This is a genomic window from Flavobacterium denitrificans DSM 15936 (genome assembly GCF_000425445.1).
Classification (GTDB): Bacteria; Bacteroidota; Bacteroidia; order Flavobacteriales; family Flavobacteriaceae; genus Flavobacterium; species Flavobacterium denitrificans.
In genome coordinates this window covers 279,920-296,411 of record NZ_AUDL01000008.1, presented here as the reverse complement: position 1 = coordinate 296,411, position 16,492 = coordinate 279,920, and the positions used below count along the sequence as shown (strand labels likewise).

The 16,492-nt window shown below is 33.0% G+C and carries 18 protein-coding genes; 8 read left to right on the top strand and 10 right to left on the bottom strand.

Features of this window, described 5'->3' with window-relative positions:
* Nucleotides 1-110 precede the first annotated feature (110 nt).
* The 3 genes from H600_RS0104895 to H600_RS0104885 are packed head-to-tail and all read left to right on the top strand — an operon-like array spanning nt 111 to nt 2,473.
* Nucleotides 111-725, top strand: coding sequence for a hypothetical protein (locus H600_RS0104895; protein WP_026727745.1), 615 nt, complete (start codon nt 111-113; stop codon nt 723-725).
* A 4-nt stretch (nt 726-729) separates the two neighbouring features.
* Complete coding sequence (locus tag H600_RS0104890; RefSeq protein WP_026727744.1) at nt 730-1,020, top strand: winged helix-turn-helix domain-containing protein; 291 nt, start codon at nt 730-732, stop codon at nt 1,018-1,020.
* A gap of 58 nt (nt 1,021-1,078) precedes the next feature.
* Complete coding sequence (locus H600_RS0104885) at nt 1,079-2,473, top strand: DUF4153 domain-containing protein (protein WP_026727743.1); 1,395 nt, start codon at nt 1,079-1,081, stop codon at nt 2,471-2,473.
* A gap of 52 nt (nt 2,474-2,525) precedes the next feature.
* Here H600_RS0104885 and rluF read toward each other — a convergent pair whose 3' ends face one another.
* The 5 genes from rluF to H600_RS0104860 all read right to left on the bottom strand — a co-directional run bounded on the left by rluF (nt 2,526) and on the right by H600_RS0104860 (nt 6,762).
* Complete coding sequence (gene rluF, locus H600_RS0104880) at nt 2,526-3,344, bottom strand: 23S rRNA pseudouridine(2604) synthase RluF (protein WP_026727742.1); 819 nt, start codon at nt 3,342-3,344, stop codon at nt 2,526-2,528.
* 82 nt (nt 3,345-3,426) lie between these two features.
* Nucleotides 3,427-3,774, bottom strand: a complete 348-nt coding sequence (locus H600_RS0104875) for an antibiotic biosynthesis monooxygenase family protein (protein WP_026727741.1) — start codon at nt 3,772-3,774, stop codon at nt 3,427-3,429.
* Nucleotides 3,775-3,831: 57 nt separating this feature from the next.
* Nucleotides 3,832-4,692 carry an alpha/beta fold hydrolase gene (locus H600_RS0104870; protein ID WP_026727740.1) on the bottom strand — a complete coding sequence of 287 codons (861 nt, stop codon included), beginning with the start codon at nt 4,690-4,692 and terminating at the stop codon, nt 3,832-3,834.
* 192 nt (nt 4,693-4,884) lie between these two features.
* Nucleotides 4,885-5,664 carry a zinc ribbon domain-containing protein gene (locus H600_RS0104865; protein WP_026727739.1) on the bottom strand — a complete coding sequence of 260 codons (780 nt, stop codon included), beginning with the start codon at nt 5,662-5,664 and terminating at the stop codon, nt 4,885-4,887.
* Between the two features lie 3 nt (nt 5,665-5,667).
* Nucleotides 5,668-6,762 (bottom strand): Nif3-like dinuclear metal center hexameric protein, encoded by a 1,095-nt coding sequence (locus tag H600_RS0104860; RefSeq protein WP_026727738.1) that lies wholly within the window; start codon nt 6,760-6,762, stop codon nt 5,668-5,670.
* 222 nt (nt 6,763-6,984) lie between these two features.
* Between H600_RS0104860 and H600_RS0104855 the strand changes: the two genes are divergently transcribed.
* From H600_RS0104855 to lpxK, 3 genes are read left to right on the top strand one after another with little or no spacing between them, the layout of a single operon-like run.
* The gene (locus H600_RS0104855) at nt 6,985-7,227 is read left to right on the top strand and encodes a DUF2683 family protein (RefSeq protein WP_026727737.1); all 243 of its coding nucleotides are present in this window, start codon (nt 6,985-6,987) and stop codon (nt 7,225-7,227) included.
* The gene (locus H600_RS0104850) at nt 7,203-7,484 is read left to right on the top strand and encodes a Txe/YoeB family addiction module toxin (RefSeq protein WP_026727736.1); all 282 of its coding nucleotides are present in this window, start codon (nt 7,203-7,205) and stop codon (nt 7,482-7,484) included. Before H600_RS0104855 ends, H600_RS0104850 begins: the two co-directional genes overlap by 25 nt.
* 4 nt (nt 7,485-7,488) lie before the next feature.
* Entirely contained in the window at nt 7,489-8,502 is a 1,014-nt protein-coding gene (lpxK, locus tag H600_RS0104845) for a tetraacyldisaccharide 4'-kinase (protein WP_026727735.1), read from the top strand.
* Between the two features lie 32 nt (nt 8,503-8,534).
* Here the strand turns inward: lpxK and H600_RS0104840 are convergent, their stop codons facing one another.
* From H600_RS0104840 to lipA, 3 genes are all read right to left on the bottom strand, one after another.
* Nucleotides 8,535-10,709 carry a tetratricopeptide repeat-containing hybrid sensor histidine kinase/response regulator gene (locus H600_RS0104840; RefSeq protein WP_026727734.1) on the bottom strand — a complete coding sequence of 725 codons (2,175 nt, stop codon included), beginning with the start codon at nt 10,707-10,709 and terminating at the stop codon, nt 8,535-8,537.
* A gap of 25 nt (nt 10,710-10,734) precedes the next feature.
* Nucleotides 10,735-11,733, bottom strand: coding sequence for a type I glyceraldehyde-3-phosphate dehydrogenase (gene gap / locus H600_RS0104835; protein ID WP_026727733.1), 999 nt, complete (start codon nt 11,731-11,733; stop codon nt 10,735-10,737).
* 82 nt (nt 11,734-11,815) lie between these two features.
* The gene (lipA, locus tag H600_RS0104830; protein WP_026727732.1) at nt 11,816-12,682 is read right to left on the bottom strand and encodes a lipoyl synthase; all 867 of its coding nucleotides are present in this window, start codon (nt 12,680-12,682) and stop codon (nt 11,816-11,818) included.
* Nucleotides 12,683-12,976: 294 nt separating this feature from the next.
* Here lipA and H600_RS0104825 point away from each other — a divergent pair, with 294 nt between their 5' ends.
* Nucleotides 12,977-13,849 (top strand): M48 family metalloprotease, encoded by an 873-nt coding sequence (locus H600_RS0104825; RefSeq protein ID WP_026727731.1) that lies wholly within the window; start codon nt 12,977-12,979, stop codon nt 13,847-13,849.
* A 198-nt stretch (nt 13,850-14,047) separates the two neighbouring features.
* Entirely contained in the window at nt 14,048-14,932 is an 885-nt protein-coding gene (locus tag H600_RS0104820) for a M48 family metalloprotease (RefSeq protein WP_026727730.1), read from the top strand.
* A 57-nt stretch (nt 14,933-14,989) separates the two neighbouring features.
* Here the strand turns inward: H600_RS0104820 and H600_RS0104815 are convergent, their stop codons facing one another.
* On the bottom strand, nt 14,990-15,370 hold the full coding sequence (locus tag H600_RS0104815) for a PH domain-containing protein (protein WP_026727729.1): 381 nt from the start codon (nt 15,368-15,370) through the stop codon (nt 14,990-14,992).
* A 176-nt stretch (nt 15,371-15,546) separates the two neighbouring features.
* A complete protein-coding gene (locus tag H600_RS0104810) occupies nt 15,547-16,371 on the bottom strand; it encodes an energy transducer TonB (protein WP_026727728.1) in 825 nt (274 codons plus the stop codon).
* Nucleotides 16,372-16,492: the final 121 nt, after the last annotated feature.

Below are 16,492 nucleotides of genomic sequence, written 5' to 3'. Positions count from 1 at the left end.
GCCTTTGTAAATAAATGAATTATGTTAAAGGCCACTTTTAAAAAAAAGTGGTCTTTTTTTATTGCCATTTCAAAATAAAGAATAACTTTGTACTGCAAAGTACTTTTATTATGAATCAAAAACACCAAGAAGATTTAGCACATATTCGTTCCATGATGGAGCGTTCTTCACGATTTATATCATTAAGCGGACTTTCGGGAGTCTTTGCAGGACTTTCGGCTTTAATTGGCGGATTGTATGTGTACCAATTATTTAAAATAAATGGAATTGACTATTTTACTGATGAGCATATTTTGTTGACTGGTAATTTGGTTTCACATTTGTTTTTCACTGGAATTGTAATTTTAGTATGCGCTATTGTATTTGGGGCCTTTTTCACTATCAGGAAAAGCAAAAAATACGATTTGCCAATTTGGACATCAGCAACAAAAAATATGTTGATTAATTTGGCTATACCTCTTGTTGCAGGAGGCATATTTTGTTTGGCATTGATTTATCATGGATATTTTGGTTTAGTAGCGCCAACAACTTTAATTTTTTACGGACTTGCAGTTGTAAATGCAGAAAAATATACATTTTCAGATATTAAATACTTAGGCTATTTAGAGCTTATTTTAGGAGGTATTTCACTTTTTTATATAGGATATGGTTTGATATTTTGGATCATAGGATTTGGAATTCTGCATATTATATACGGATTAGTGGCGTTCAAAAAATACAAATAACCCAATGGGAATTATTGATAAACTAAATAAAGATTTTGAAAGCCGTGTCAGATTGGGTATTATGTCCGTTCTGATGGTTAACGACTGGGTAGATTTTACCGAGATGAAAACCCTTTTGAATATCACCGATGGTAATTTAGCGAGTCATGCATCAGCGCTTGAAAAATCAGAATATATTGAAGTTAAAAAGGAATTTGTGGGCAAAAAGCCTAGGACATCTTATCAAGTAACAGCTTTAGGACGAGCAGCTTTTAAAGAACATCTTTCTTACCTTGAAAAATTAATGAAATCTTAATAATTATATTTTTTTGTCTAATAACTTTGAAATACAAAGTACTTTTAATTTAATAACCATGAAAAAACACCACATTATTTTTGTTTGCAGTTTTATTTTTTTACTGCTTTTTTATAGAGAAGATCCAGGACTTAACTGGTCTATTTTTGGACTTGTGCTAACAGGTTTTATTTGTTATTTCTTTCAAGATAAATTAACTGAAAGGACTCATTTGTTGTTAGTTGTAACTTCGGTTTTGTCGTGTTTGGCGTTTGGATGGTATGGTGATGCAGCTTCATTTTTTGCAATGGCAATTTCTATTTTGTTTTTGCAATTCAAAACGCAGGATAACAAACTAAAAATGATTCAGATTTTTCCGTTGGTAATCTTAAACGGAATAGCTTCTTTTGGCCGTATTTGGATTTTCAAACAATGGCTTCCAGAAAAGCAAATTCATAATGATTTTGCTAAAAAGTTGGTCGCTTTTGTTTTAATTCCAGCTGTTTTTCTAGGATTGTTTTTCGTTGTCTATTCTTTCGGGAGCCAACATTTTTCTTCTCTTTTTACAGATTATCAATTAGATATTGATGTGCCACAGTTTTTACTGTTAAGTATCGCTGGGTTTTATATATCATTCAGTTTTTGGAATTATTGGGTTCCTGAAGTTTGTTATGAAAAAAATGAACTTCTGGATAATGAATTTAAAAGCATTGACGAAGTAAAAAATCAAAATACATTTTCATTTTTGGATTTGGATTTCGAAAGAAAAAGTGGCGTAATCACTTTAGCATTATTGAATTTGATGCTTTTGGTTTTTATCGCAACGTATAATTACGAACAATTTTTTGAAGTAGTGACAGCGCAGGCTTCTAAACTGAGTGCTGATACACATGAAAGAGTAAATGCTGTTATTTTTTCAATTCTTATGGCGGTAGGGGTAATTATGTTTTATTTCAAAGGCGGATTCAATTTTGATAAAAAGGCAACGCTTCTTAAAACATTGGCTAAAATTTGGATTTTTCTAAACGGAATTTTGATTGTAAGTACGATTATTAAAAACTCAGAATACGTTTCATTTTTTGGATTAACATATAAACGTTTAGGCGTGTATGCGTTTTTGATTTTAGCAGTTATAGGTTTGGTTTACACTTTTTTGAAAATTTCAAAACAAAAAACAAACGCTTATTTAGTCAATCAAATGGTTTGGTATTTCTACGGAACAGTTCTTATTTGCAGTTATGTAAATTGGGGAAATATCATTACCAATTATAATATTTCTGTAAACAAAGGAGTAACGCCACAATTTTTAAGTGGTTTGAATTTTAATGATGATGTACGTAGAGCTTATTTTCAAACATATCATTTAGAAGGAGGCAAAACCGAAATGCAACGAGAAGAGTTGATCGATTTTTATCAAAATTCAAGTTTTTTGTCTAAGGCATTGTATTACGATTTTTTAACTGAGAAAAAGTAAAAAATAAAAAATCCGAACTGTTTGCAGTTCGGATTTTTTATCGAATTGTATTTTAATTGTCTCCTCGTTTCTTAAATCTTGGATCGTGTTTTGAAATAAAAGCCTTTCTACGAGTTGGAGCAGGAGCTTCGACTTTTGGCAAACTTGCTTCTTCTGTTTTGCTCGAAGGTTCAATCAATTGATTTAATTCCTTTATTTCATCATCAGTCAAATCGCGGTAACGTCCAACCGGAACGTCTAATGAAATATTGATAATTCGGATACGTTTTAACGCCGTAACTTCATAACCCAAATATTCAGACATTCTTCTAATTTGACGATTTAAACCTTGTGTCAAAATGATTTTAAAAGTGTATTTGCTGATTTGCTCCACTTTACACTTTTTGGTAACAGTATCCAAAATCGGAACTCCATTTCCCATTCTTTGAATAAAGCGCTCCGTTATAGGTTTGTTTACTGTAACCGTGTATTCTTTTTCGTGGTTGTTTCTTGCACGCAAAATCTTATTTACAATATCGCCATCATTGGTCATAAAAATCAAGCCTTCGCTGGCTTTATCCAATCTTCCAATCGGGAAAATTCGTTTAGGATAATTAATGTAATCTACAATATTATTTCGAACTTCTAAGTTAGTTGTACACTCAATTCCAACAGGTTTGTTGAATGCCAAATACACCATTTTTTCGTGTTTTTCCACGATTAACTTTCCGTCTATGCGTATTTCATCATTTGATGAAACTTTAGTCCCCATTTCTGCAACAGCGCCGTTTAGAGTTACGCGTCCTTCTTCGATTAGCTTGTCAGCTTCACGACGAGAACAATAACCAGTTTCTCCAATAAATTTATTCAGACGTTTTAAATTCTCTTCCATACTGCAAAAGTAGGCAAAAAAATGATTTTAGATTTCAGATTTAAAAAACTTAGTGGCTTAGAATCTTAGTGTCTCAGAATCTTTATCGATGATGAAACTCTTTGCTGTCTTCTGGAGTTTCATTTCTTTCAAACATTCCATAATCGCGAACAACAGTTGCAATTCGTAAATGATAATCTTTAAAAATACCGTTTCGGCCTTTTTCTTGAGCATGACGATGCATTTCAAGATTTCTCCATTGCTGAATACTAGCTTCATCTCTCCAAAAAGATAAAGACAAAATTTTCCCTGAGTCGCTCAAACTTTGAAAACGCTCAATCGAAATAAATCCATCAATATGACTTAATTCAGGTTTCAAACTTGCAGCGATATCTAAATATTCTTCTTTTTTTCCTTCATTCGGAATTACTTCAAAAATTACTGCTATCATTTTAATTGTAGATTTTAGAATTCAAATTTTAGATTTTTGGAAAGCTTTGTCCTTTTTTTACTTTGTCTCTTCAGAAAACAAAAACTCAATTACTTGATCATATAAATCGTCGTCATGCATTCCGTGGCCTAAGCCAGTTGTTTCAATAAATTTGCTATTTCGCCAATTGCTGGCTATTTTTTTTCCTTCTTCAAAAGCAACAATTTTATCTGAAACATCATGGGCAATTAAGCCAGGAATCTTAAATTCGGATGCAAATTTCTGTCCTGAAAAATCTTCTAATTTAAAGTTGAAACGGTCAAGGAATTTGCTTTCTAAAAGCGAAAACATTTTGGTGTTCAAACTCAACATCGAAACATAATTGTCAATCAAAGTCTTTAGCTCTGATGGCGCTCCTAAAATCACCATTTTATTGATGCTCGTATTCGGAAATAAATATTGGTGGTACACAGATGCCGCGCCACCAATCGAATGCCCGATAATGATTTCGGGCTGATATTTTTCTACCGCTTTATTGATGAATTCAGCATAAAGTGGAACGTTAAATTCTTTTCCGCTGCTTTGTCCGTGCGCGGGAGCGTCAATGGCAATTATAGTGCTTCCAGATTTTTGAAGATGTGGCAAGGTTTTTTTCCAGCGCGAAGCATTGCTTTCCCAGCCGTGAACCAATAAAATCTTGGTTTCATTTCCTTTCCAAATATAAGTTTGAAAATGATGTTCATTATGATGAAAAATTTCTGTTTCGGTATTTTTTAAAACTTTTGGAAGTTCTTCTTTTTTTAATCGGCCAATTCTAGGCTGGCTGAAGAGTGCATAAGAAAGTTCGACAGCTTTTTGTGGGCGTACATAACTTAAAAAATTAATATAAGATCCAACAGATTTTAATGTAATAAAACGAATACTTTTTTTAATTCCCAAAACTTAAATTTTTTCTAAAGGTAAAAAAAGGTCTGCCACGAATTGCACATATAAACACGAATTTTTTATTCCCAGTATTATTGATAAAAAATAATTAGTGAAATTTGTGTAATTGCTTTGCCTATTCGCTATCGCTCGAGTCGTGGCGAAAAAAAAGCAAAAAAAAGTCCCGATTAAATCGGGACCTTATATTTAGAATTTTGCGAACAATTGTTCCATTTTTTCTTTTTCTTCTTCAGCTAGTTGCGTATCAACTAAAATTCTTCCAGAGTGCTCATCAGTGATGATTTTCTTTCTTGAAGCAATTTCAACCTGTGTTTGTGGTGGAATTGTGAAGAAAGATCCAGCAGAAGCTCCTCTTTCGATAGAAACTACAGCTAATCCGTTACGAACACTGCTTCTGATTCTGTTGTAAGCTGCTAATAATCTGTCTTCGATTTGTGCAGCATATTCAGCAGATTTCTCAGTTAAGAAAGTTTCTTCTTTCTGAGTCTCAGCCATAATAGCATCTAATTCAGATTTTTTATGTTTTAAATGAGAGCTTTTAGCATCAAGTTTTTCCTTTAAGTTAGAAATAACTTCTTTTTTGTGCTCGATAGAAGCTTTCAGTTCTTTGATTTGCTTTTCAGCCAATTGAATCTCTAATTCCTGAAATTCAACTTCTTTTGTCAAAGAATTAAATTCTCTGTTGTTACGTACTGATTCTTGTTGTTTTGTGTACTTTTTAATAACCTCTTTATGCTCCTCAATAGCAATTTTCTTTGCTTTGATTTGCTCCTCAATCACTTCAAGTTCACCTTTCAGTTTCTCTGAACGAGTGCTCAAACCTGCAACTTCATCTTCTAAATCTTCAACCTCTAAAGGAAGTTCTCCTCTAACGTTTCTGATTTCGTCAATTCTAGAGTCAATAAGCTGTAAATCGTATATTGCTCTTAACTTGTCCTCAACACTTAATTCTTTCGTATTCGTCATATTTTATAAGTACTTAACTGGATTTGTATTTTCTTCCGATAAAATGATGGCAAAATTAAGAATTTTTTTTCGAAGAAAATCAACAATATAGTTTTTTGTATAGCGTTCGCTCTCAAAATGACCAATATCGGCTAAAAGTAACTTGTTTTCGGCTTCATAAAATTGATGATATTTCAAATCGGCGGTCAAAAAAGCATCTGCTCCAGCCTGAATTGCATTTCTTATGGCAAAACTTCCGGAACCTCCCAGCACTGCTACTTTCTTGATTTTCTTGCCTAAAAAAGTAGAATGGCGAATTCCATCCGCGATCATTTTTTCTTTTACGAAATGCAGGAAATCTTTCTCATCCATTTCAGTTTCAAATTCGCCAATCATTCCTAAACCTATATTCTGATGTGAATTTTCAAGATTATAAATTTCATAAGCTACTTCTTCGTAAATATGATTTTCGAAAAGTGCCTTTAAAATTCGGGATTGCAAGTGCTTTTCAAAAGTAACTTCAATTTTTATTTCTTCAGTTTCAGTTAGCTCATGACGTTCACCAATTACAGGATTGCTTTCAGAATTTCCTTTATATGTTCCAATGCCGTTTGAGTTGAAACTGCAATTTTCATAATTTCCTATTGTTCCTGCACCTGCTTCAAATAATGCATTTCGAACTTTATCTGCATTGTCTGGAACAGTATAAGTAATTAGTTTTTGAATGAAATTTTGTTTTGGAACTAAAATTTTGGTGTTTGTCAATCCTAAAGCATCACAGAAAATTTTGTTTACGCCTTGTGAATGATTATCAAGCGCGGTATGAACGGCAAAAATAGCAATGTCATTTTTGATTGCTTTTAAAATGGCACGCTCCACATAATTTTTGCCTGTGATTTTTTTAATTCCAGAGAATAAAATTGGATGAAAGCAAACTACCAGATTGCAGTTTTTTGCAACAGCTTCGTCAATTATATTTTCTAAGGCATCGTGGCAAACTAAAACACCAGTGCTTTCGGTTTCCGAATTTCCAACTAAAAGGCCAACGTTGTCAAAATCTTCGGCGTAAGCCAAAGGAGCCATTTCTTCGAGGACTGAGATTATATTTTTGATTTTCATTTCAGTATTTTGTTTCAAGTTTCAGGTTTTATTTGTTTCAAGTTTTATATTGTCAGGAAAACTAGAAACCCGAAACCTGAAACAAATTCGTAAAACAAATTAACGAAAAAAAATAGAGCTAGAAAATCTTGCTTTTAATCAATTTCTTAAGTGTGGTTTCATTTTTGTATATTTGTAAACATTGTAATATTTGTAATATTTCAATATAAAACTTACTAAGTCATGACTACAATAAAAATTAACGAACGCACTAAATCAGGAAAAGCATTTATGGCGATGTTTGAAGCTTTTTTTAAAGGTGTTGAGGGTATTGAAATTGTCGAAACAGATACTTATGGACAGGTGAACGAAGAAGAAAGTCCATATAATCCAGAGTTTGTTGATATGGTTTTAAAATCAGCTAAAAGTAAAAATAGTACAGAAATTAATCCTAATGATGTATGGGGAAGTTTAGGGTTGAAGTAAAAGAGCTGGCAAAAAAACAAATTATTGAACATTATAAATCAGGAGATAAAAAAAGTATTAAGACTGTTGAAAAAATTCTTTTGGAACTTTCTGAAACTCCTTTTGAAGGAATTGGAAATCCTGAGCCTTTAAAGTATGAACTTACTGGTTTTTGGTCGAGACGAATAAATCAAAAAGACAGAATGATTTATTATCTAGAAGATGATACTGTGACAATTTTTGTCGTTTCAGCAAAAGGTCATTATTCAGGTAAATAACGATATGAACATACTTCGAAAAATACTTTTCCCATTTGCCATTTTATACGGATTCATTACTTCAATCCGAAATTCTCTTTTTGACAATGGAATTTTGAAATCAACTTCATTTGATCTTCCAGTAATTGCTGTTGGAAATTTGAGCGTTGGCGGAACCGGAAAAACGCCTCAAATCGAATATTTGATTCGGTTATTAGTTGATAAATATAAAGTCGCAACTTTAAGCCGTGGATATAAAAGAAAATCGGAAGGTTTTGTTTTGGCGGATGAAAATTCAAATGCCGAAATTCTTGGCGATGAACCTTTTCAGTTTTATCAAAAATTTCCAAATGTAATGGTAGCAGTAGATGCAAATCGTACAAACGGAATTCAGCAATTGCTTTCTCAAGAGGCAAAACCCGAAATTATTTTGTTAGATGATGCTTATCAGCACAGAAAAGTAAAAGCTGGTTTTTATATTTTATTGACTTCTTACGGAGATTTATATGCAGATGATTTTATGCTCCCAACTGGAAATTTAAGAGAGAGCAGGAGTGGAGCAGAAAGAGCGAGCATCGTTGTTGTTACAAAATGTCCTAAAATTTTATCTGAAGAAGAACAATCCGAAATTCGCTTAAAACTAAAGTTAAGCTGTTCACAACAAATCTTTTTTACTTTTATAGATTATGATGAAGTGATCTATGGGCAAAATGAAAAAATGGAAGTGGCAAAAATCAGATCGCAATCAAAATTGCTTTTAGCAGGAATTGCAAAACCAAAACCATTTTTTGATTATTTAAAAAATGAAAATGACGAATGTTTGACTTTTCCAGATCATCATCATTTTTCTGACGCTGATTTAAATTCCATCCAAGAAAAAGCAAAAGGAAGAAAAATAATTACAACGGAGAAAGATTATGTTCGTTTGAAAGATTCAAAATTGGTTTCGCAACTGTATTATTTGCCAATAAAAAGTTCTTTTATAAATCATCAACAAAATTTTGACGCGACAATTTTAGAGTATGTGAAGAAAACTTAGCATCTCATCGTCTTAGTAACTTAGTGTCTTAGTTAATCAAAGAATTTAGCAATTGTGCTATAAAATTCATCTGGGACAAATGGTTTTGTAATAACATCATTCATTCCGAAAGATAAAAGCATATCGCGGTTTTCGTCTAACGAAATTGCAGTTAAAGCAATAATTGGTGTTGTTTTGTCAAACTCGCGAATCATTTTTGTAGCAGTTGTTCCATTGATGCCTGGCAAATGCACATCCATTAAAACCATATCAAAGCGCTTCACTTTTAAAAGATCGACAGCTTCCTCGCCATTGTCAATTATTTCACAGCAAATAGCTTTGTTTTCTAGCATTTTTCGAGTAATCATTTGGTTGATTTTATTGTCTTCAATTAATAAAATCGATTTGTGCTCCAATTGTTTGTCATTGTAAAGTTTGGATGTTTCTTCTGCTATTTCCAATGGTTCAGTATTGATATTGAAATTCAGCTTGAATGTAAAAGTTGATCCTTTGCCTACTTCACTTTTAAGTTTAATTTCTCCTCCTAAAAGCTCAATCAGTTTTTTTACAATAGTCAAGCCCAGACCAGTACCGCCATATTTGCGGTTTACTTCAATAGAGCCTTGAGAAAAACTTTCAAAAACGGTTTGCAGTTTGTCTTCTGGAATTCCAATTCCTGTGTCAACGATTTCAAAGTATACAGTTGCATTTTCTTCTTCAATTGCATACAATTTAGCTATTACATTTACATGTCCGTTTTGTGTAAATTTTAAAGCATTATTGATTAAGTTGAGAATGATTTGTGATAATTTTGTTGGATCTCCGATTAAATTATCTGGAATAGCTTCGTCAATTTCAAGATTGAAATAGTTTTTATTGGCTGTAGCCAATTCTTTAAGAGAACTTTGGATATTGAATAAAAGTTCTTTTAAGTTAAAACTGATATATTCAACTTCAACTTTTGTAGAATCGATTTTGTTGATTTCCAAAATTTCATTGATAAATGTAGTCAAGTAGTTGCCTGAGAATTTCAAAGATTCCAAGTATTTTAACTGATTCTTTTTCGGATTGTCTTCTAAAAGCAAATGTGTAATTCCATTGATTGCATTCAAAGGTGTCCGGAGTTCATGGCTTACGGTCGACAAAAATTCAGATCTGGCTTTTGATGCTTTTTCTGCTTTATTTTTGGCAAGAATCAATTCTTTGTTCTTTTCTCTTAAAAGCAAATTATTCTGATTTCGAATAATATTATTTTTGTATAAAGCCAAACTCAAAAGCGACAAAATCGAAATTAGAGCGATTGCCAAAATACTCACCAATTTTGAGTAACGATACGTTTTTAATTGGATTTTTTGATCACTTTCGCGTTTAAGCGTATTTTTGATAGACTGCGTTTTTTTGAATTTCTCAAATTCATTGAGATCCAATTTCGCATTTTTCAATTTCAAAATATAGTTCTCGATTTGATAATGTTCATCGAGATAGGAATAGGCGAGATCAAAGTTGCGATTCTTTTTATAATACTGGCTGATAGCGAGTATGATTTTTGATTTCTGATTTAGGTTGTTGTTTTTGGCACTGTAATCCAGACCCTTGTCAAAATAAACCAAAGCCGAATCATTTCGTTTTAATTTTGTCTCAATCAATCCGAGCTGATAATAAGAATCGGCTTTCGTTTTAATGATTTTTGCGTTGTCTGGCTTTTTTACGATTTTTTGGAAAGTTTTTGCAGCAAGTGGCAAATCTTTGCCAATTTTCAAAGCCATTGCTTTTTGATAATTTAAAACTTCGGCATGATCAACGATTTTCAGTTGTTTTAATAAGCTGTCTGCTTTTTTATAATAAATATTTCCAATCTCAAAATTGCCCTGTGCTGTGTTTGTTGCGCCTATATAGTGAAGTGCTAATATTTTAGTGCAAGTTGGTTTTACCTTGTCAAACAAAGAAACGCTTTTATGGAAATTTTTTAGTGCAGCATCATATTTTTGCTGGTTGTAATAAAGTTTTCCGAGCTTAAAAGTTTGATTGGCTAAATCTTGGCTTTTGTTGTTGTTTTGGCAAAAATCGATTGATTTTTTAGTATAAAATACCGCTTGGTTGTACATGTTCTTATTAATATTTGAGTTGGCTAACTTATTGTAATAGGAAACACTATCTGTATTCTTTTTGGTTTGAGAATACAAAAATGAATTTAAAAAACAAATAAGAATAAGAATGTGGTATTTCATGTATGGCAACGCTTTTACAATGAATCTATGTTTTTCTTATCAGTAAAATCAAATCTATTAATCTTGATGAATAGCCAATTTCATTATCATACCAGCCTACTACTTTAACCATTTTATCAATGACTGAAGTTAGTTGGGAATCAAATAAGCACGAATGCGTATTGCCAATTATATCAACAGAAACGATAGGATCTTCTGTGTAATCTAATATTCCTTTTAAATTTGTTTTTGAGGCTTTTTCAAAAGCTTTATTAATTTCTTCAATAGTAACGGCACGCTTTACATTGAATGTAATATCTGTTAATGAACCATCGGGAACTGGAACTCGAATACCGCATCCTCCGATTTTTTGATGCAATTTAGGAAAAATTTTTGTTAATGCCTTAGCTGCACCTGTAGTTGTTGGAACAATTGACTGACTAGCGCCTCTCGCCCTGCGTAAATCCTTATGTGGCTGGTCATGAAGACTTTGGTCGGTAGTATATGAATGAATAGTTGTAATGTAAGCTTGCTCAATACCGCATAATTCATCAATGATTTTTATCATTGGCGCGGCATTATTGGTGGTGCAGCTTGCGTTCGAAACGATTGTTTCATTTCCTTCTAAAATATTTTCATTTACGCCTAAAACTACTGTTTTGATTGTGTCGACTTCTGATGGAGCCGAAAGTATTACTTTTTTTGCTCCTGCTTCCAGATGCGCATTTAATTCTTCATGCGTCTTATATTTTCCAGTCGATTCAATTACAAAATCAATATTGTGGCTTTTCCAGTCAAGATTAGAAATGCTTTTTTCGTGAAAAAATAAATATTGCTTGTTGTCCACAATAATTGATTCTTCATTATGGCTTACGGCATAAGGCAAAACGCCATGTATGCTGTCGTATTTTATTAAATGTGCCATTGTTTTGTTGTCAGCAATATCGTTGATAGCAACAACTTCAATTTCAGGATGGTTTAAAAGCAAGCGGAATAAATTTCTTCCAATTCTTCCAAACCCATTAATAGCAATTCTTGTTTTCAATTATCTAGTCAATTTATTTAATCAGTAATCGTCAATTAGGTTCTTCAATTAAACAAATTGACGATTATTCGATTAAACTATTTTATAAAATGTGTTTTTGTGCTTTGTATGAAGAACGAACCAATGGACCGCTTTCAACATGGCGGAAACCTAATTCTAGTCCGAATTTTTCATATTTCTCGAATTGTTCAGGAGTAATAAATTCTTTTACAGGCAAATGTTTTTTACTAGGTTGAAGATATTGGCCAAGAGTAACAACATCTACATTTGCATTGCGTAAATCAGTCATTGTTTGAAAAACTTCTTCTTCAGTTTCGCCAAGACCTAGCATGATGCCAGATTTTGTTCTGTTGATTCCTTTTTCTTTTAAATAACGCAAAACTTCAAGACTACGATCGTACTTTGCTTGAATACGAACTTCACGTGTCAATCGACGAACCGTTTCAACGTTATGCGAAACCACTTCAGGATTTGCTTCAACGATTCGATCTAGATTTCTTTCAATTCCTTGAAAATCTGGAATTAAAGTTTCAAGAGTAGTATTTGGGTTCATTCTTCGGATTGCTTTTACCGTTTCAATCCAGATAATAGATCCTCCATCTTTTAAATCATCCCTGTCAACACTTGTAATTACTGCGTGTTTGATGTTCATGATTTTAATAGAGCGGGCAACTTTTTCAGGTTCATCCCAGTCCACAGTTTCTGGACGACCTGTTTTTACACCGCAAAAACCGCAAGAACGTGTGCAAACGTTTCCAAGAATCATAAAAGTTGCTGTTCCTTCACCCCAGCATTCTCCCATATTTGGGCAACTTCCAGAAGTGCAAATTGTGTTTAAGCTGTATTTGTCAACTAAACCACGAAGTTCAGTATATTTTTGTCCAATTGGAAGTTTAACCTTTAACCATTTAGGTTTTCCAGTTGGTATATTTTCAATGACTGTTTCCATATATCAAAATTCAAAACACAAAGATACGGAATGTAGTTCATTTAGAGGCGTTAATTTGCTTTTCGTTTAGTTTGTCTTTTTGTTGTAATTTGTGATTATTAGGTTCAAATGTTAATACTTTATTTTTAAAAGCACTTTTGTAATGTCTTTTTATTTCTTGCTTAAGTTTTTTTTCTTAAAACCTCACCTTTTTTCAAATTTTAAAATCGTCCTAATCTGTTATAAATTTGACTCAATTGGCTAACTTAAATTTCACCCTGTAGTAATTTTGCTGTTAATTTAATTGATTTCAAAATGAAAAAAGAATTTATAGTATTGGGGATTTTATTAACGGTTTTTGGTTTTAATCAAATGAATGCACAAATACTTTCAGATAAGGCTATGGGAGCTTTAGGCAAAGGTGTTTCAGGATTTACTTTTAGCGATGCTGATGCGGTGGCTTTAGCTCAACAGTCAATTGCAGAATTGGATGCAAATAATCCTGTCGCTGGTCCAACTGATGGTTATGCAATTCGGTTAAATCGTGTATTTGGCAAACATGCTTCTACGGATGGGGTTGCTTTGAATTATAAAGTGTATCTCGTAAAAGATATTAATGCTTTTGCTTGCGCCGATGGAAGTGTTCGTGTGTTTGCAGGTTTAATGGATGTTATGGATGATAATGAATTGCTTGCTGTTATTGGGCATGAGATTGGACATGTTGTAAATCATGACACCAGAGATGCTATAAAAGCGGCTTATAAAAAAGAAGCTTTACTAGATGTAGCATCATCACAATCAGGAAAAATTGAAACGCTTACTAGTTCTCAATTGGGACAGTTAGGAAGTGCCATGATTGATAGTAAACACAGTAGAAAACAAGAATCTGAGGCGGATTCTTTTTCATACAATTTTATGAAAAAGAATGGCTATGATGTGAATGCTGTAGAATCGGCATTTAGAATTCTTCAAAATTTAAGCCAAGGAGCAGAGTCGTCTTTTATTACCAAAATGATGAGTTCGCATCCAGATTCAGGCAAACGGGCAGATGACGCTAAGAAAAAAGCGACCAAAGATGGTTTGTATAATGCTTATGTGCAACAGAAAATCGACAATACAGCGCCTGTAAAAGCAAAAGCAACAACGACTAAAACAACTGCTAAAAAGACAACGTCAAAAAAGAAGTAATTTTTGCATGAATATTAAAACCGGTAAATTCTGAAGAATTTGCCGGTTTTTTGTTTGGTTTTGTATGAATAATAGTTGTAAACCTCCATACAACTCATTTAAAATTTATACCTTTATTGTTGAAAAAACAGGCTTTGTGTGAAATAATAAAGCATTTTGTTGTGCTAAATTTGTTGTCAAATTGTAATAAATAAAAAGATGAAAAAGAAATTACTAGTTTTTGGAGTTTTATTTGCCACATTGGGTTTTACTAAAATGAATGCGCAAATTAATTTAGGAGATAAAGCGATCGGAGCTCTTCAAAAAGGTGTTACGAGTTTTACTTTGAGTAATGCAGACGCTGCTGCCTTGTCAAAAGAAGCAGTGAGAAAATTAGATTCGACTAATGAAGTAGCGGGGCCAAATGATGGTTATACTTTGAGATTAAACAGGGTTTTTGGAAAATATACTTCAGGAGAAGGTTATACATTGAATTACAAAGTTTACAAATTAAAAGAGGTTAATGCATTCGCGACAGCAGACGGAAGTGTTCGTGTGTATTCTGGTTTAATGGATATTATGGACGATAATGAGTTGTTGGCGGTTATTGGTCATGAAATTGGCCATGTTGCTAATAACGATTCGAGAGATGCAATGCGTGCAGCTTATCAAAAAGAGGCTTTGATTGACGGTGCATCTTCACAATCTGCAAAGATTACTGCTGTAACAGATAGTCAACTAGGAAAACTTGGAAGCGCAATTATTGATAGCAAATACAGCCGTAAACAAGAAACAGAGGCAGATTTGTTTGCCTATAATTTCATGAAAAAGAATGGCTACGACGTAAATGCTGAGGAATCTGCTTTTAGAATTTTGGCTAAAATGAGTGAAGGGAGTCAGGCTTCTTTCATTGATCAAATGATGAGTTCTCATCCAGATTCTAAGAAAAGAGCTGATGATGCAAAAAAGAGAGCTGAAAAAGATGGTTTGTATAAGCCTTATGTGCAACAAAAAATTGTGAATACGGTTCCTGTGACAAAAACAACTACCACAAAAAAGACGACTACAACTAAGAAAACGACAACGACAACAAAAAAGAAATAATTACTCTTTAAATAAAAAACGGCAAATTCAAAATTTGCCGTTTTTTTATTTAAAAGATTATCCTAGAACATGATGTGCTAAAACTTTTTGAACATCATACACATTTACAGATTTATTGAATTGTTTTACAATGCTAGGGTTTAATTCGCTTGAAACCCAAATTTTTAATTCGGCATCCAAATCAAAAGTTCCAGCAGTTTCAACGCTGAAACGTGTGATGCTTTTGTAAGCAATCGATTTGTATTCTGTTTTGCTTCCTGTGATTCCTTGAACATCAACCAGAATTAATCTTTTATTGGTGAAAATAAAAGTATCTCGAATCAATTTGAAACCCATTTCAATTTCTTCGTTATCTGTTAAAAGCTGTCCGTATTTTTTAAGCAAATCGTCTTGACTAACAGTACCAGCGTTGCCCATAAGAGCAGAAAATATTCCCATTTTTTAGTTTTTAATTTTGGTTTAAAATGTTTTGCCTTTTTAGGAAGGACAAAAGTAGTTAAAATTAAAAAAGGATTTGGTGTTTCATTGTTTAAGAATTGTGATAAATGAGATTAAATTGAATATAAAAAAAAGCAGAACCTAAGTTCTGCTTTTTCCGCTTTTTGATTATTATTTTATTCCGGTTGTGTTTTAATTGTGATCGGAAGATTATATGCGGTTCTAACAGGTTTTCCGTTTAAAATACCCGGAGTCCATTTTGTTTTTAATGATTTTAATACTCTGATAGCTTCTTTGCCCATTCCGTAACCTGGATCTTTTTGCACCATGATGTCAGTTATTGAGCCATCTTTTTCAATTACAAAAGAAACATATACTTTAAGAGTCATTTCAGCGTCCAATTCTGGTCTTTTAAAATTATTTCCAACATAGCTGTAAAACTTGTCCATTCCTCCAGGGAATCCAGGCATTTTGTCCAATATAGCCGAATTTACAGGAGTGTTGTCTACCGGAGCAGGATCTGCAATAGTTCCTTCTCCGCCGCTGCTCCCTGGTATTGCATTTGAAATTGTTCCATCACCAGGTGTAGCATTGTCTACAACTGTGTGATTTTCTACATTAGTTGCAATTTCCTGAACAGCTTCTTCTGTATGAGATACAACAGGGTTCGTTAGTTGTGCAGAAGTTATTGGCTCCGAAACAGGGTGTTTTTGTGCGGGAGGAGCAACAGGCTCTTGTTTTTCAGGTTTTACCAATGGGTCTACTTTTACAACAATTGGATCTGGAAGAGTAGTGATAGGCTCAACAGTTTCATGCCCCCTAAACTTATTAATCAGCATCGATGCGCTTCCTACGGCGGTTATTAACAACAATGCAATAAATAAGGCATTAATTGTAGTTCTCGGATTTTCTTGGCGTAATTGATACGCTCCGTACTCTTTGTTTTTGTTTTCGAAAACAAGATCGGTCCACTTGCTTTCATAGATGCTTGATTTTGACATGATTTTTGGATTTTAAGGTTAAGTAACTTTAAATCATACGCGAATAGGGTTTGGGTTTTAGCAAACAACGTAGGAGTTGTTGTTTTAGTATGTTAGATAATAAGTTTTTTAAGAAAAAGTA

What these genes read in the sequence shown, in the direction of transcription:
- H600_RS0104895 (WP_026727745.1), top strand. Translation starts at nt 111, where the DNA reads ATGAATCAAAAACACCAAGAAGATTTAGCACATATTCGTTCCATGATG.
- H600_RS0104890 (WP_026727744.1), top strand. Translation starts at nt 730, where the DNA reads ATGGGAATTATTGATAAACTAAATAAAGATTTTGAAAGCCGTGTCAGA.
- H600_RS0104885 (WP_026727743.1), top strand. Translation starts at nt 1,079, where the DNA reads ATGAAAAAACACCACATTATTTTTGTTTGCAGTTTTATTTTTTTACTG.
- rluF (WP_026727742.1), bottom strand. Translation starts at nt 3,344, where the DNA reads ATGGAAGAGAATTTAAAACGTCTGAATAAATTTATTGGAGAAACTGGT.
- H600_RS0104875 (WP_026727741.1), bottom strand. Translation starts at nt 3,774, where the DNA reads ATGATAGCAGTAATTTTTGAAGTAATTCCGAATGAAGGAAAAAAAGAA.
- H600_RS0104865 (WP_026727739.1), bottom strand. Translation starts at nt 5,664, where the DNA reads ATGACGAATACGAAAGAATTAAGTGTTGAGGACAAGTTAAGAGCAATA.
- H600_RS0104860 (WP_026727738.1), bottom strand. Translation starts at nt 6,762, where the DNA reads ATGAAAATCAAAAATATAATCTCAGTCCTCGAAGAAATGGCTCCTTTG.
- H600_RS0104855 (WP_026727737.1), top strand. Translation starts at nt 6,985, where the DNA reads ATGACTACAATAAAAATTAACGAACGCACTAAATCAGGAAAAGCATTT.
- H600_RS0104850 (WP_026727736.1), top strand. Translation starts at nt 7,203, where the DNA reads ATGGGGAAGTTTAGGGTTGAAGTAAAAGAGCTGGCAAAAAAACAAATT.
- lpxK (WP_026727735.1), top strand. Translation starts at nt 7,489, where the DNA reads ATGAACATACTTCGAAAAATACTTTTCCCATTTGCCATTTTATACGGA.
- H600_RS0104840 (WP_026727734.1), bottom strand. Translation starts at nt 10,709, where the DNA reads ATGAAATACCACATTCTTATTCTTATTTGTTTTTTAAATTCATTTTTG.
- lipA (WP_026727732.1), bottom strand. Translation starts at nt 12,682, where the DNA reads ATGGAAACAGTCATTGAAAATATACCAACTGGAAAACCTAAATGGTTA.
- H600_RS0104825 (WP_026727731.1), top strand. Translation starts at nt 12,977, where the DNA reads ATGAAAAAAGAATTTATAGTATTGGGGATTTTATTAACGGTTTTTGGT.
- H600_RS0104820 (WP_026727730.1), top strand. Translation starts at nt 14,048, where the DNA reads ATGAAAAAGAAATTACTAGTTTTTGGAGTTTTATTTGCCACATTGGGT.
- H600_RS0104815 (WP_026727729.1), bottom strand. Translation starts at nt 15,370, where the DNA reads ATGGGAATATTTTCTGCTCTTATGGGCAACGCTGGTACTGTTAGTCAA.
- H600_RS0104810 (WP_026727728.1), bottom strand. Translation starts at nt 16,371, where the DNA reads ATGTCAAAATCAAGCATCTATGAAAGCAAGTGGACCGATCTTGTTTTC.